The following is a 14,670-nucleotide window of genomic DNA, read 5'->3' on the forward strand; positions in this document are numbered from 1 at the left end:
GGATCTCGGCGGGGTCGGCCGCGGCGGGGGCCGCCGTCCCGGCCCCGGGTGCCGGGTCGCCGCCCTCGGGCCGGGCGAGGACTCCGGGGATCAGGAATCCCGTCAGGACCGACGAGGTCACCAGCAGTGACATCGCCCGGCTCGGCCTCGCGCGCACGCCCGTACCTCCTCCCCGCAGCAGCCGGGAAGATCCCGGCCCGGTCAGTTTGCAGGCTTGTGTCCCGGTTTTCGACTTGGGAATATCCGGTCGGCCCTCGTAAATCCGATCGAGCGTGAGGCCCGGGCCCCGGCGGGACCCGGCCCCGGCACGCGAAACGGCGGCGGCCGCGCCTCCCGGAAGGAGGCACGGCCGCCGCCGTACGCCGTGCGGGTGACGCTCAGGCACCCATCGCGTGCAGACCGCCGTCCACGTGGACGATCTCGCCGGTGGTCTTCGGGAACCAGTCCGACAGCAGCGCGACCACACCGCGGCCCGCGGGCTCCGGGTCGCTCATGTCCCACTCCAGCATCGAGCGGGAGTTCCAGACCTCCGCCAGCTCGCCGAAGCCCGGGATGGACTTCGCGGCCATCGAGCCGATCGGACCGGCCGAGACCAGGTTGCAGCGGATGTTCTCCTTGCCCAGGTCGCGGGCGAGGTAGCGGCTGGTCGCCTCCAGGGCCGCCTTCGCCGGGCCCATCCAGTCGTACTGCGGCCAGGCGAACTGCGCGTCGAAGGTGAGGCCGACGACGGCCGCGCCCTCCGCCGGGAACAGCGGCTTGCAGGCCATGGTCAGCGACTTCAGCGAGAACGCCGAGACGTGCATGGCGGTGGCGACCGACTCGAACGGGGTGTTCAGGAAGTTGCCGCCGAGGGCGTCCTGCGGGGCGAAGCCGATCGAGTGGACGACGCCGTCGAGGCCGCCGAGCTCGTCCCGGACCAGCTGCTCCAGGCGGGCCAGGTGCTCTTCGTTGGTGACGTCGAGCTCGATGACCTTGGCCGGCTTGGGCAGCTTCTTGGCGATGCGCTCGGTCAGCGTCGGACGCGGGAACGCGGTCAGGATGACCTCGGCGCCCTGCTCCTGGGCCAGCTTGGCGGCGTGGAAGGCGATGGAGGACTCCATCAGCACACCCGTGATCAGGATGCGCTTGCCGTCGAGAATTCCGCTCATGGTGATCAGTGACCCATGCCCAATCCGCCGTCAACGGGAATGACGGCTCCGGTGATGTACGCGGCGTCGTCGGACGCCAGGAAGCTGACCGCAGCCGCGATCTCCTCGGGCTGCGCGTAGCGTGCGAGCGGCACGTTCGCCACGATGGCCGCACGCTGCTCGTCGCTGAGCACCTTCGTCATGTCGGTGTCGACGAAGCCGGGGGCGACGACGTTGAAGGTGATGTTCCGCGAGCCCAGCTCACGGGCGAGGGAGCGGGCGAAGCCGACCAGCGCGGCCTTGGAGGCGGCGTAGTTGGCCTGGCCCGCCGAGCCCAGGAGGCCGACGACCGAGGAGATCAGGACGACGCGGCCCTTCTTGGCGCGCAGCATGCCGCGGTTGGCGCGCTTGACCACGCGGAAGGTGCCGGTGAGGTTGGTGTCGAGGACGGAGGTGAAGTCGTCCTCGGACATGCGCATCAGCAGCGTGTCCTTGGTGATGCCGGCGTTGGCCACCAGCACCTCGACCGCCCCGTGCTTTTCCTCGATCTCCTTGTAGGCCTGCTCCACCTGCTCCGAGTCGGTGATGTCGCAGCGGACCGCCAGGACGCCGAGCGCGGTGAGCTCCTGGGGCGGCTCACCCGAGCGGTACGTGATCGCGACCTTGTCGCCGGCCTGCGCGAAGGCACGGGCGATGGCGAGGCCGATGCCCCGGTTACCTCCGGTGACGAGAACCGAGCGGCTCAACGGATCACCCTTTCGACTAGCGGTCTGAGTACCAGAAACCTATAGGTCGCGCATGCCCCGCGCAGAATCGGTCTCCGACAGGGCCTCGGGACGCGCTATGTCGAGTCCCTACAGAAAGTGGTAGGCACGAACGACCCGGGCGCGCCATGATCGGGGGGACCGGCTCCGACCCCCGGGAGGACTTCCGTGCCCCATTCCATCGACGCGGCCTTCACCGCGCTGCCCCTTCGGGCGCTCGCCGACGCGGCGCTCGCCCGGGCCCGCGCGCTGGGCTCCGAGCATGCCGACTTCCGGCTGGAGCGAATCCGCAGCGCCTCCTGGCGGCTGCGGGACGCCAAGCCATCGGGCGGGTCCGACACGACGGACCTCGGGTACGCGGTCCGGGTGGTGCACGGGGGCGCCTGGGGCTTCGCCTCCGGTGTGGACCTGACCATGGACGGCGCCGCCCGCGTGGCCTCGCAAGCGGTGGCCATGGCCAAGCTGTCGGCCCAGGTCATCAAGGCCGCGGGCGCGCAGGAGAGGGTGGAGCTCGCCGACGAGCCCGTGCACGCGGACAAGACGTGGATCTCCGCCTACGAGGTGGACCCGTTCGACGTACCGGACGCGGACAAGGCGGCCCTGCTCGCCGACTGGAGCGCGCGGCTGCTCGCCGCCGACGGGGTCGCGCACGTCGACGCCTCGCTGCTCGCCGTCCACGAGAACAAGTTCTATGCGGACACCGCCGGCACCGTGACCACGCAGCAGCGCGTGCGCATCCACCCGCAGCTGACCGCCGTCGCCGTGGACGGCACCACCGGGGAGTTCGACTCCATGCGCACCATCGCTCCGCCGACCGGACGCGGCTGGGAGTACCTGACCGGTACCGGCTGGGACTGGAACGCCGAGCTGGAGGAGATCCCGTCCCTGCTCGCCGAGAAGATGCGGGCGCCGAGCGTCGAGGCCGGCCGGTACGACCTGGTCGTGGACCCGTCCAACCTGTGGCTCACCATCCACGAGTCCATCGGCCACGCCACGGAGCTGGACCGGGCGCTGGGCTACGAGGCGGCGTACGCGGGAACCTCCTTCGCCACCTTCGACCAGCTCGGCACGCTGAAGTACGGTTCCACGATCATGAACGTGACCGGTGACCGCACCGCCGAGCACGGGCTCGCCACCATCGGCTACGACGACGAGGGCGTCCAGGCGCAGAGCTGGGACCTGGTCAAGGACGGCACCCTGGTCGGCTACCAGCTGGACCGGCGCATCGCGCGGCTGACCGGACTCGGCCGGTCCAACGGCTGCGCCTTCGCCGATTCCCCCGGGCACGTGCCGGTGCAGCGGATGGCGAACGTCTCGCTGCAGCCGGATCCGGGCGGACTGTCCACGGAGGACCTGATCGGCGGGGTCGAGCGCGGGATCTACGTGGTCGGCGACCGCTCCTGGTCGATCGACATGCAGCGCTACAACTTCCAGTTCACGGGGCAGCGGTTCTTCCGGATCGAGAACGGCCGGCTTGCCGGCCAGCTGCGCGATGTCGCCTACCAGGCCACCACCACCGACTTCTGGGGCTCCATGGAGAAGGTCGGCGGCCCGCAGACGTACGTCCTGGGCGGCGCCTTCAACTGCGGCAAGGCCCAGCCGGGCCAGGTGGCGTCGGTCTCGCACGGCTGCCCGTCCGCGCTGTTCCGCGACGTCAACATCTTGAACACGACCCAGGAGGCGGGCCGATGAGCCGAACGAAGCCCCACGAGATCGTCGAGCGGGCCCTGGAGCTGTCCACCGCAGACGGCTGCATCGTCATCGCCGACGAGGAGTCGACGGCCAACCTGCGCTGGGCCGGCAACGCGCTCACCACCAACGGCGTCACCCGCGGCCGGACCCTGACGGTCATCGCCACGGTCGACGGCAAGGAGGGCACGGCCTCGGGGGTCGTCTCGCGCTCCGCCGTGACCGCCGAGGACCTGGAGCCGCTGGTCCGTGCCGCCGAGGCCGCCGCCCGGAACGCGAGCCCGGCCGAGGACGCGCAGCCGCTGGTCACGGGGACCCCCGCGTCGCCGGACTTCACCGACGCCCCGGCCGAGACCTCCTCGGCGGTGTTCGCGGACTTCGCCCCGGCGCTCGGCGAGGCCTTCGCCCGGGCCCGGGCGGGCGGCCGGGAGCTGTACGGCTTCGCCAACCACGAGTTGGTCTCCACGTACGTGGGCACCTCGACCGGGCTGCGGCTGCGCCACGACCAGCCCAACGGCACCCTGGAAGTCAACGCCAAGTCCCCGGACCGGCAGCGCTCGGCCTGGGCCGGCCGCTCCACCCGGGACTTCAAGGACGTCGACCCGACCGTGCTGGACGCGGAGCTGGCCGTCCGGCTGGGCTGGGCGGAGCGGCGCTTCGACCTGCCGGCGGGGCGGTACGAGACGCTGCTGCCGCCGACGGCCGTGGCGGACCTGCTGATCTACCAGATGTGGTCGGCGGCGGCCCGGGACGCGGTGGAGGGCCGTACGGTGTTCTCCAAGCCCGGCGGCGGCACCCGGCTCGGGGAGAAGCTGTCCCGGCTGCCGCTGACCCTGCGCAGCGACCCGAACGCGCCCGGCCTGGAGTCGGCGCCGTTCGTGATCGCGCACAGCTCCGGCGATGACGCCTCGGTGTTCGACAACGGCCTGCCCGTCCCGCCGACCGACTGGATCAAGGACGGCGAGCTGACCCGGCTGACCAGCACCCGGCACAGCGCGGGCCTGACGGGGCTGCCGGTCTCCCCCGGTTTCGGGAACCTGCTCTTGGACGCCGGCGGCGACAAGTCGCTGGAGGAGATGGTGGCCGCCACCGGGCGGGGCCTGCTGCTGACCTGCCTGTGGTACATCCGCGAGGTCGACCCGGCGACGCTGCTGCTGACGGGCCTGACCCGGGACGGCGTCTACCTGGTGGAGAACGGGGAGGTCGTCGGCGAGGTGAACAACTTCCGGTTCAACGAGTCCCCGGTGGACCTGCTCTCGCGGGCCTCCGAGGCGGGCCGGCCCGAGAAGACCCTGCCGCGCGAGTGGAGCGACTGGTTCACCCGGGCCTCGATGCCCGCGCTGCGGATCCCGGACTTCAACATGAGCTCCGTCAGCAAGGGCGTCTGAGGCCTCCGCGGGCCGCCCTTCCCGGCAGCGACCGCCGCTGCCGGGCGTCCGGAGGGGGCTCCCCGCCCGCCTAGACTGGCGGGGAAACCCCTCAGCACCTGTTTCATCTCGTTCAAGGAGAGTCACGACCGTGACGGACATCGTCGACGAACTGAAGTGGCGCGGGCTGTTCGCCCAGTCCACCGACGAAGAAGCGCTGCGCAAGGCGTTCGCGGACGGTCCTGTCACGTTCTATTGCGGGTTCGACCCGACGGCGGCCTCGCTGCACGTGGGCCACCTGGTGCAGGTGCTCACCGTACGCCGACTGCAGCAGGCCGGGCACCGGCCGCTGGCGCTCGTCGGCGGGGCCACCGGCCAGATCGGCGACCCGCGCCCGACGGCCGAGCGCACCCTGAACGACCCGGAGACCGTGGCGAACTGGGTGACGCGGCTGCGCACGCAGATCGAGCCGTTCCTGTCCTTCGAGGGCGAGAACGCGGCGGTCATGGTGAACAACCTGGACTGGACGGCCGGCCTGTCCGCCATCGAGTTCCTGCGCGACATCGGCAAGCACTTCCGCGTCAACAAGATGCTGACGAAGGACTCCGTGGCCCGCCGCCTGGAGTCGCAGGAAGGCATCAGCTACACGGAGTTCAGCTACCAGCTGCTGCAGGGCATGGACTTCCTGGAGCTGTACCGCCGCCACGGCTGCACCCTCCAGCAGGGCGGCTCCGACCAGTGGGGCAACCTGGTGGCCGGCCTCGACCTGATCCACAGGCTGGAGCCGCAGGCTCAGGTGCACGCGCTGGCAACGCCCCTGATGGTCAAGGCGGACGGCACCAAGTTCGGCAAGACCGAGAGCGGGGCCGTCTGGCTGGACCCGGAGATGACCACCCCGTACGCGTTCTACCAGTTCTGGCTGAACGTGGACGACCGGGACGTGTCCACCTACATGCGGATCCTGTCCTTCAAGTCCCGCGAGGAACTGGAGGCGCTGGAGGCGCAGACCGCCGAGCGGCCGCAGGCGCGCGCGGCGCAGCGCGCGCTGGCGGAGGAGCTGACGACGCTGGTACACGGCGCCGACCAGTGCGCCGCCGTGATCGCCGCGTCGAAGGCCCTGTTCGGCCAGGGCGAGCTGGCGGAGCTGGACGAGGCCACGCTGGCCGCTGCCCTCTCCGAGCTGCCGCACGCCCGGGTGGCGGAGCTCGCCCCGGTGGTGGACCTGCTCGCGGAGACCGGGCTGGTCGCCAGCAAGTCGGCCGGCCGCCGGACCGTGAAGGAGGGCGGCGCCTACGTGAACAACGTGAAGATCACCGCCGAGGACGCGGTCCCGGCCGAGGCGGACCTGCTGCACGGGCGCTGGCTGGTGCTGCGCCGCGGCAAGAAGAACCTGGCGGCGGTCGAGGTCACCGGCGCCTGACCCGGGACACGCCCGCCGCCCGCACGGTGCAGGGGCCGGTCCGGACACTCCGTCCGGACCGGCCCCTGCAGCTTCCTCGGGCGGCACCCGCGCCGGGGTCAGGCCGTGCCCTTCTTCCCGCCGCGCACCGACATGTAGATCATCTCGCCGAGGGCGACGACCGCGATCGCCCCGGCGAGCTGGAGCAGGTGCCGGGTCCAGTCGATGCCCCGGGTCTCCGCGACGCCGATCCAGGAGGCGACGGCGTTGCCGAGGATGGCACCGACCATGCCGAAGAGCGTGGTCAGCCAGAGCGGCTGGTGCTGTTTTCCCGGGAGGACGGCCTTGGCGATGAGGCCCAGCACGAAACCGACGATGATCGCCCACAACCACTGCATGTCGAGCCTCCTCGTGGTACGCGGATGGGCCCAGTCTCGGCCCGTCCGGTGTGCTGCGCATTCCGGACGCCCCCGTCAGGGGCACCCCCTCTCCTGTCCGCCGTGACCTCGGCGTACGGTGGAAGGGTCCGGGCTGCGGAACGCCCGGGAGTCGGATCGGGCGGTGGAGCGTGCTGCGGAGGAAGCGGAGCGGGGCCGAGGTCTTCCGGATCACCGGGGCCCGGATGGGCCTCGATGAGGACGTGCGGGGGCGGCAGCGCCGGTACGTGATCTCGATGGCGATCCGGACCCTGTCGGTCATCGCGACCGTGCTCCTGTGGAACGTGGAGCGGCACCTGGCGGTCGTGACGCTCGTCGCGGGCGCGCTGCTGCCGTACGTGGCCGTGGTCATCGCCAACGCGGGGCGCGAATCGACACCGAAGCTGCCGTCGAGTTTCCTGCCGCCACCTGCACGTCCGGCACTGGAAGCGGGAAACCTCAGGAAAACCTCAGATCAATCATGAAGTTCCGGTGCACTGCACCGGGTCGTGCGTGACATACTGCGTACGCGCTCCGCATCCCCCGTCGGAGCGACGGACCGACGCCGGGCAGCTCCCCCCGTGGCTGCTCGGCGTCGCCCTTTCCCGGGGTCGGTTTGTAGGGTTGAGCCGTGAACTCCCCTGACGCCCCCGAGACTCCCACCTGTTCCGCCAAGGGCTGCCGCGCGGCGGCCGTCTGGGTGCTGGCCTGGAACAACCCGAAGTTGCACACACCGGAGCGGCGCAAGACCTGGCTCGCGTGCGAGGAGCACCGCGAGCACCTCTCGCAGTTCCTGGGAGTCCGCGGCTTCCTCAAGGACGTGGTGGAGCTGACGGAGTGGGTGCAGCCGGAGGGGTCGGAGCGCCGCTAGTGCTCCGGCCGGAGCGGGGCGGAGCATCGGAGCGGTCGGAGCACCGGAGCGGGCGGAGCACCGCCGACCGGAGCAGCCGCCCGGGACCGGCGCCGCCGGCGTTCCCGACTAGCCGCCGATCGCCGACATCGGGCGCTCGGGCTGGAGGAAGGACGGGTCGTCGAGCCCGGATCCGGCCTTCTTGCCCCACATCGCCGTCTTCCAGAGTCCGGCGATCTCCTCGTCGGGGGCGCCGGAGCGCAGGGCTCCGCGCAGGTCCGTCTCCTCGGTGGCGAACAGGCAGGTACGGACCTGGCCGTCGGCGGTGAGCCGGGTGCGGTCGCAGGCGCCGCAGAAGGGCCGGGTCACCGAGGCGATGACCCCGACGGTGGCCGGGCCGCCGTCGACGGTCCAGCGCTCGGCGGGGGCGGAGCCGCGCTCCTCGGAGCCCTCCTCGGTGAGGGTGAAGCGGGTGCGCAGGGAGGCGAGGATGTCGCCTGCCGTGATCATGCCGTCGCGTTTCCAGCCGTGCTGGGCGTCCAGCGGCATCTGCTCGATGAAGCGGAGTTCGTAGCCGTGGTCGACGGCCCATGCCAGCAGGTCGGGGGCCTCGTCATCGTTCAGGCCGGGCATCAGGACGGCGTTGACCTTGACCGGGGTCAGGCCGGCCGCGCGGGCGGCGACCATGCCGTCGAGGACGTCCTGGTGCCGGTCACGTCGGGTGAGGGTCTTGAAGACGTCGGGGCGCAGGGTGTCCAGCGACACGTTCACCCGGTCCAGGCCGGCGGCCTTGAGCGCCTCCGCGGTGCGCTTGAGGCCTATGCCGTTGGTGGTCAGCGACATCCTGGGGCGGGGCTCCAGCGCGGCGCACTGCTCGACGATCCCGACCAGGCCGGGGCGCAGCAGCGGCTCGCCGCCGGTGAAGCGGACCTCGGTGATCCCGAGCCGGGTGACGGCGATGCGAACCAGCCGGACGATCTCCTCGTCGGTGAGCAGGTCCGACTTGCCCAGCCACTGCAGGCCTTCCTCGGGCATGCAGTACGTACAGCGCAGATTGCACCGGTCGGTGAGTGAAACGCGCAGGTCAGTGGCCACGCGGCCGTAGGTGTCGAGAAGCACTGCGAGCCCCTCCCCGGTCCGGTTCCTGTCAGATGTGCGGCGCCGCCTGGGTGGAGAGTGCAAGCGCTGGATCGAGCCTACGCGAGACGGGCGGCGCGGTGGGATGCCCGTTCGAACGAGAGGCAGCGTGGCCGTGTCGTACGTCCGTACGACACGGCCACGCTGCGTGTGCGGTGCGTTCACCCGTTCGGGGTGTCAGTGGGCGCCGGTTCCGGTGAGGGAGCGGACCTCGAGTTCCGCGAACTTCTCGGGGTCGGCCTTCTCCTTGGACAGGACGGTGCCCAGCCAGCCCAGCAGGAAGCCCAGCGGGATGGAGACGATGCCGGGGTTCTCCAGCGGGAACCAGTAGAAGTCGGCGTCCTTGAACATCGACGTGGGCTTGCCGGAGACGACCGGGGAGAACAGCACCAGGACGACCGAGGAGACCAGGCCGCCGTAGATCGACCACAGCGCGCCCCGGGTGGTGAAGCGCTTCCAGAACAGGCTGTAGAGGATCGTCGGCAGGTTGGCGGAGGCGGCGACCGCGAAGGCGAGGGCGACGAGGCCGGCGACGTTGAGGTCGCGGGCCAGCGCGCCGAGGAAGATGGCGACGGCGCCGATGACGACGGTGGACCAGCGGGCCGCCCGGACCTCTTCCTCCTCGGTGGCGTTGCCCTTGCGGATCACGTTCACGTAGAGGTCGTGGGCGAAGGACGAGGACGAGGCGAGGGTGAGCCCGGCGACGACGGCGAGGATGGTGGCGAAGGCGACCGCGGAGATCACGGCGAGCAGGATCGCGCCGCCGGTGGAGCCGGCTCCGCCGCCGAGTTCCTGGGCGACCAGGGGGGCCGCGGTGTTGCCGGCCTTGTTGGAGGCGATGATGTCGGTCCGCTTGAGCAGGGCGGCGGCGCCGAAGCCGAGGGCGATGGTCATCAGGTAGAAGGCGCCGATGATGCCGATGGCCCAGTTCACGGACTTGCGGGCGGCCTTGGCCGTGGGAACGGTGTAGAAGCGGATCAGGATGTGCGGCAGGCCCGCGGTGCCCAGGACGAGGGCGATGCCGAGGGAGATGAAGTCCAGCTTCGAGGTGGAGTCCTTGCCGTATTTCAGCCCCGGCTCCAGGAACTTCGCGCCCTGGCCGCTGTTCTCCGCGGCGGTGCCGAGCAGCTCGGAGATGTTGAAGTCGAACTTGAGCAGCACCAGGAAGGTGATCAGCAGGGCGCCCGCGATCAGCAGCACCGCCTTGATCATCTGGACCCAGGTGGTCCCCTTCATGCCGCCGACGGTCACGTAGACGATCATCAGGACGCCGACCAGCGCGACCACGGCGACCTTGCCGCCGTCGCTGGTGATCCCCAGCAGCAGCGAGACGAGCACGCCCGCGCCCGCCATCTGGGCGAGCAGGTAGAAGATCGACACGACGATGGTGGAGGTGCCGGCGGCGGTGCGCACGGGCCGCTGGCGCATCCGGAAGGCCAGGACGTCGCCCATCGTGTAGCGGCCCGAGTTGCGCAGCGGCTCGGCGACCAGCAGCAGCGCCACGAGCCAGGCCACGAGGAATCCGATGGAGTACAGGAACCCGTCGTAGCCGAAGAGGGCGATGGCGCCGGCGATGCCGAGGAAGGACGCTGCGGACATGTAGTCGCCGGAGATGGCGAGGCCGTTCTGGAAGCCGGTGAACTGGCGTCCGCCTGCGTAGAAGTCGGCGGCGCCCCGGGTCTGGCGGCCGGCCCGGATCGTGATGATCAGGGTCGCGACGACGAACAGGCCGAAGAGGGTGATGATCAGCGGCCGGTGCTCGCCGGCGCCGCCTGCTGCCGTGGTGTGCGGCGCCGCGGCCACGGTGAGGTGCAGCGTGCCGCTCATGCGCCGTTCTCCATCCGCGCCTTGATGGCTTCCGCCTTCGGGTCGAGCTTCCCGGCCGCGTGCCCCGCGTACAGCCAGGCGATGAGGAAGGTCGTCGCGAACTGGCCGAGGCCGAGGACGAGGGCGACGTTGATGTTGCCGAAGAGCTTGGTCCCCATGAAGCCGCCGGCGTAGTTGGACAGCAGGACGTAGAGCAGGTACCAGGCGATGAAGGCGACGGTGAGCGGGAAGGCGAACGAGCGGTGGGAACGCCGCAGCCCGGCGAACTCGGCACTCTGCTGGACGGCGACGAACTGCTCGGCGGTGGGGCTGGCCGTGGACGTTCCCGCGCTGCCCGGCGGCGGCGCTGCTTCGGTGGTCACGGGGGGCTCTCCTTGTGACGCTGGTGCGGTGGGGACGGACAAATCAACCTCCGTGCGGGGGACGGGCGAACCGGGGCCCCCTGACAAGGGCACGGACGGCAGCCCGGGGCGGTTCAACGTCCCCGGATTCTTTGGAAACTGATTCCTCGAACTGATGGCGCAGAGGCGAGCACCGGCATTAGGTTCACCTGTCATGAACCCGTCGTCCTGCGCGACCGCGCGCGGACGACTTTTTCACGGATGATGTGGAGAACCCATGGCTCATCTGGGATCCGGCCGCCGGCGCCTCGCCGTACCGGTCGGCCTGGCGCTCACCGCCTCGCTCGCCTTCCTGCCCTCGGTCGCGGCCTCCGCCGCCCCGCTGGGCACCACGGCGGACAGCGCCGCGGCGGCGAAGGCCGACACCACCGGCCCGAAGCTGTCGTACGTGGCGAACCTGACCGCGTACGGGACGGTGAAGCAGGCCAAGAAGGCCATCGAGGGCGCCGGCGGAACGGTGGTGACGGCCTATGAGCAGATCGGCGTGGTCGTCGCGCACTCTCAGAACCCGGAGTTCGCCCGGACGCTGCGTGCCCAGCGCAGCCTGTTCGTGTCGGTCGGCGCCACCCGCACGGCTCCCCTGCAGGCGGTGCAGACCACCGACGAGGGCTCCACGCAGAAGCTGAGCGCGGCGGACGCCGCCAAGGCCGCCGCGGCGGCGCAGGCGGATCAGGAGCCGCTGGAGCCCAACCAGTGGGACCTGCGGACGATCAAGGCCGACCAGGCTCACAAGATCAACGATGGCAGCCAGGACGTCACCGTGGGTGTCATCGACACGGGTGTCGACGACACCCACCCGGATCTCGCGCCGAACTTCTCCCGGGCGCAGTCGGCCAACTGCGTCGGCGGCGTCGCCGACACCTCCGAGGGCGCCTGGCGTCCGTACCCGGACGGCAGCGACCACGGCACCCACGTGGCCGGCACCATAGCCGCGGCCCGCAACGGCATCGGCATCAGCGGTGTCGCCCCGGGCGTCAAGGTCGCCGGCATCAAGGTGAGCGAGCCCGGGACCAGCCTCTTCTACACCGAGGCGGTCGTGTGCGGCTTCATGTTCGCCGCCGAGAAGGGGATCGAGGTGACCAACAACAGCTACTACGTCGACCCGTGGCTCTACAACTGCAAGTCGGACAGCGACCAGGGCGCGCTGGTGGAGGCCCTCTCCCGGGCCACCAAGTACGCCGAGCGCAAGGGCGTCCTGAGCGTCGCCTCGGCCGGCAACTCGAACCACGACCTGGCGGCGGACTCGATCCTCGACGACTCCAGCCCGAACGACACCACCCCGGGCCCGCGCACCATCGACCCGAAGGTCTGCCTGGACCTGCCGACGCAGCTGCCCGGCGTGGTCACGGTGAGCGCGACCGGTGACAAGGGCTTCAAGTCGTACTACTCCAGCTACGGCCTCGGCGTGGTCGACGTGGCCGCCCCCGGCGGCGACAAGTACCAGGTCCCGGCCACCCCGGACGCCAACGGCCGCGTGCTGTCGACCGTCCCGGGCGGCGGCTGGGGCTACAAGCAGGGCACCTCGATGGCCGCCCCGCACGCGGCGGGTGTCGCCGCGCTGCTCAAGAGCGCCCACCCGGAGGCCTCGCCGGCGCAGCTGCAGCGCCTGATGAAGTCCCAGGCCACCAAGGCGGACTGCCCGGCGCAGGTGTACGACGCCACGGGCACGCTGGTCGACGCCACCACCTGCTCGAGCAAGTGGGGCCAGACGGGCTACTACGGCTACGGCGTGATCGACGCGCTGAAGGCCGTCAAGTGACCGTCCACCGGTGACACGGGGCCGGCCGGGGAGCGATCCCCGGCCGGCCCTTCCGCTCTCCGACGGCCTCAGGGCTTGATGATCACCTTGAGGGCGCTGCGGTCCTCCATCGCGCGGTACCCGTCCGGGACCTCGTCCAGGACGACGCCGCGGTCGAAGACGGGCGCCGGGTCGATCGCACCGCTCAGCACGTCCTGGAGCAGCTCCGGGATGTACGCGCGCACCGGGGCCACGCCGCCGCGCAGGCTGATGTTGCGGTCGAACATGACGCCGAGGTCGAGGCCGGTGCCGCTGCCGTGCGGGACGCCGACGTAGCCGATGGCGCCGCCGTCGCGGGTGATGCCGACGGCCGTGCGCATCGACTGCTCGGTGCCGACGGCCTCGATCACGGCGTGCGCGCCCTGACCGCCGGTGAGTTCGCGCACGGCGGCCTCCGCGGCCTCGCCGCGCTCGGCGACGACGTCCGTGGCCCCGAAGAGTTCGGCGATGCCGGTACGGGCCGCGTGCCGGCCCAGGGCGATGATCCGCCCGGCGCCCAGCCGCTTCGCCGCCAGGACGCCGCACAGGCCGACCGCGCCGTCGCCGACGACGGCCACGGTGGAGCCCTCGCGGACCCCGGCGCCCAGTGCCGCGTGGTGCCCGGTGCCCATCACGTCGGACAGCGCGAGCAGCGCGGTCAGCAGGTGGTCGTCGGAGGCGGCCTCGGCCGGCAGCTTCACGAGGGTGCCGTCGGCGTGCGGGACGCGGACGGCCTCGCCCTGGCCGCCGTCGTGGCCGACCGAGCCCCAGAACCCGCCGTGCACACAGGAGGTGTACAGGCCCTCGGAGCAGTAGGCGCAGGTCCCGTCCGACCACATGAACGGCGCGACGACCAGGTCGCCGGTGCGCAGCCCCGCCACCTCGGAGCCGGTCTCCTCGACGAAGCCGAGGAACTCGTGGCCGATGCGCTGGCCGGGCTGCCGCGGCGACTCGCCGCGGTAGGCCCACAGGTCGCTGCCGCAGATGCAGGCGCGCAGAACGCGCACGACGGCGTCCCCGGGATGCCGGACCGCCGCATCGGGCACCTCCTCCACGCGTATGTCGTACGGGGCGTGGATGACGGTGGCGCGCATGCCGGTAGGGCCCTCCGGATCAGGGGTCGGTTCGCATCCGGCCGTCGTCGGCCGGTACGGCCCCACCGTACGCCTGCCCGGCCGCGGCGAGCGCACCGGTGGTCAGCAGGTACTGGGCGGCTGCGTACGTTGCCATGATCCAGAAGTCGGGGCGGGGCAGCTGGGGCCAGGCGGCGACCCCGCTCGCGATGAGCGAGTCGGACAGCAGGAACAGCGCCCCGCCGATGCCCGCGCGCAGCCCGAAAACGCCCGCCCGGCAGGCCATGGCGGTGAGCAGCAGGCTGTAGCAGGCGACCGGGATCCGCAGGTCGGCCGGCAGGTCGCCCCACAGCAGCCCGACGGTGCCGAGCAGGGCGGCGGCGTAGCCGGCCGCCAGGGCGGGGTGGGTCCGGCCCCGGCCGAAGAGGACGAGGTAGCAGACGTGCCCGGCGGCGAAGGAGCCCATGCCGACGAGGAAGGCGGGCTCGGCGTCGAAGAGCAGGGCGAGGTCGCCGCCCCAGCCGAACGCCAGGGCCGCGAGCAGCAGGCGGGGCGCCCGGCGGGTGACGGCGTACGCGATGAGCAGCGGCATCAGCAGCGGCTTGAAGAGGACGTGGCCGGGGTGCCAGTCGGCGAGCAGCGACACGAGGTCGGCGGCGGTGGCGGCGGCGAAGGCGGCGAGCAGGGCCCGGCCGGCGGTGGCGCGGGCGCCGGAGGCCGCACCCGCACCCGCACCCGCGCCGTGGGCGCCCGTCCCCGCTGCTGCGGAGGCGGCGGCGCTCATGCGGCCCGCTCCGGGGCGGCCGTCGCGGCCGGGGCCTCTGCAGCGGGGGCGTCGGGGGC

At 71.6% G+C, this 14,670-nt stretch carries 14 protein-coding genes; 6 read left to right on the forward strand and 8 right to left on the reverse strand.

The window, feature by feature from the left end:
- Positions 1-377: 377 nt before the first annotated feature.
- Both fabI and fabG read right to left on the reverse strand, forming a co-directional pair.
- Entirely contained in the window at positions 378-1,148 is a 771-nt protein-coding gene (fabI, locus tag HYE82_RS24465; protein ID WP_179176305.1) for an enoyl-ACP reductase FabI, read from the reverse strand.
- Between the two features lie 5 nt (positions 1,149-1,153).
- Positions 1,154-1,873 (reverse strand): 3-oxoacyl-[acyl-carrier-protein] reductase, encoded by a 720-nt coding sequence (fabG, locus tag HYE82_RS24470; protein ID WP_179176306.1) that lies wholly within the window; start codon positions 1,871-1,873, stop codon positions 1,154-1,156.
- A 186-nt stretch (positions 1,874-2,059) separates the two neighbouring features.
- Between fabG and HYE82_RS24475 the strand changes: the two genes are divergently transcribed.
- The 3 genes from HYE82_RS24475 (at position 2,060) to tyrS (ending at position 6,367) form a co-directional block, all read left to right on the forward strand.
- Positions 2,060-3,583 (forward strand): TldD/PmbA family protein, encoded by a 1,524-nt coding sequence (locus HYE82_RS24475; RefSeq protein WP_179176307.1) that lies wholly within the window; start codon positions 2,060-2,062, stop codon positions 3,581-3,583.
- The gene (locus tag HYE82_RS24480; RefSeq protein WP_179176308.1) at positions 3,580-4,968 is read left to right on the forward strand and encodes a metallopeptidase TldD-related protein; all 1,389 of its coding nucleotides are present in this window, start codon (positions 3,580-3,582) and stop codon (positions 4,966-4,968) included. Before HYE82_RS24475 ends, HYE82_RS24480 begins: the two co-directional genes overlap by 4 nt.
- A gap of 130 nt (positions 4,969-5,098) precedes the next feature.
- Entirely contained in the window at positions 5,099-6,367 is a 1,269-nt protein-coding gene (tyrS, locus tag HYE82_RS24485) for a tyrosine--tRNA ligase (RefSeq protein ID WP_179176309.1), read from the forward strand.
- 98 nt (positions 6,368-6,465) lie between these two features.
- Here tyrS and HYE82_RS24490 read toward each other — a convergent pair whose 3' ends face one another.
- Positions 6,466-6,744 carry a GlsB/YeaQ/YmgE family stress response membrane protein gene (locus HYE82_RS24490; protein ID WP_179176310.1) on the reverse strand — a complete coding sequence of 93 codons (279 nt, stop codon included), beginning with the start codon at positions 6,742-6,744 and terminating at the stop codon, positions 6,466-6,468.
- Positions 6,745-6,917: 173 nt separating this feature from the next.
- Here HYE82_RS24490 and HYE82_RS24495 point away from each other — a divergent pair, with 173 nt between their 5' ends.
- Both HYE82_RS24495 and HYE82_RS24500 read left to right on the forward strand, forming a co-directional pair.
- A complete protein-coding gene (locus tag HYE82_RS24495; protein WP_179176318.1) occupies positions 6,918-7,247 on the forward strand; it encodes a DUF3099 domain-containing protein in 330 nt (109 codons plus the stop codon).
- 146 nt (positions 7,248-7,393) lie between these two features.
- The gene (locus tag HYE82_RS24500) at positions 7,394-7,633 is read left to right on the forward strand and encodes a hypothetical protein (RefSeq protein ID WP_179176311.1); all 240 of its coding nucleotides are present in this window, start codon (positions 7,394-7,396) and stop codon (positions 7,631-7,633) included.
- Between the two features lie 108 nt (positions 7,634-7,741).
- On the opposite strand, the gene moaA is transcribed toward HYE82_RS24500, so the two are convergent.
- From moaA to HYE82_RS24515, 3 genes are all read right to left on the reverse strand, one after another.
- A complete protein-coding gene (moaA, locus tag HYE82_RS24505; protein WP_309144437.1) occupies positions 7,742-8,731 on the reverse strand; it encodes a GTP 3',8-cyclase MoaA in 990 nt (329 codons plus the stop codon).
- Positions 8,732-8,926: 195 nt separating this feature from the next.
- Positions 8,927-10,576 (reverse strand): cation acetate symporter, encoded by a 1,650-nt coding sequence (locus tag HYE82_RS24510; RefSeq protein WP_179176313.1) that lies wholly within the window; start codon positions 10,574-10,576, stop codon positions 8,927-8,929.
- Entirely contained in the window at positions 10,573-10,938 is a 366-nt protein-coding gene (locus tag HYE82_RS24515) for a DUF485 domain-containing protein (RefSeq protein WP_179176314.1), read from the reverse strand. Before HYE82_RS24515 ends, HYE82_RS24510 begins: the two co-directional genes overlap by 4 nt.
- Before the next feature lie 256 nt (positions 10,939-11,194).
- Between HYE82_RS24515 and HYE82_RS24520 the strand changes: the two genes are divergently transcribed.
- Entirely contained in the window at positions 11,195-12,736 is a 1,542-nt protein-coding gene (locus tag HYE82_RS24520) for a S8 family serine peptidase (protein WP_179176315.1), read from the forward strand.
- 68 nt (positions 12,737-12,804) lie between these two features.
- Here the strand turns inward: HYE82_RS24520 and HYE82_RS24525 are convergent, their stop codons facing one another.
- Both HYE82_RS24525 and HYE82_RS24530 read right to left on the reverse strand, forming a co-directional pair.
- Positions 12,805-13,848: a zinc-dependent alcohol dehydrogenase family protein gene (locus tag HYE82_RS24525; protein WP_179176316.1), complete on the reverse strand. Its 1,044-nt coding sequence runs from the start codon at positions 13,846-13,848 to the stop codon at positions 12,805-12,807.
- Positions 13,849-13,867: 19 nt separating this feature from the next.
- Entirely contained in the window at positions 13,868-14,611 is a 744-nt protein-coding gene (locus tag HYE82_RS24530) for a lysoplasmalogenase (RefSeq protein ID WP_179176317.1), read from the reverse strand.
- Positions 14,612-14,670 lie beyond the last annotated feature (59 nt).

The sequence above is a fragment of the Streptomyces sp. BR123 genome (genome assembly GCF_013401435.1).
GTDB lineage: Bacteria > Actinomycetota > Actinomycetes > Streptomycetales > Streptomycetaceae > Streptomyces.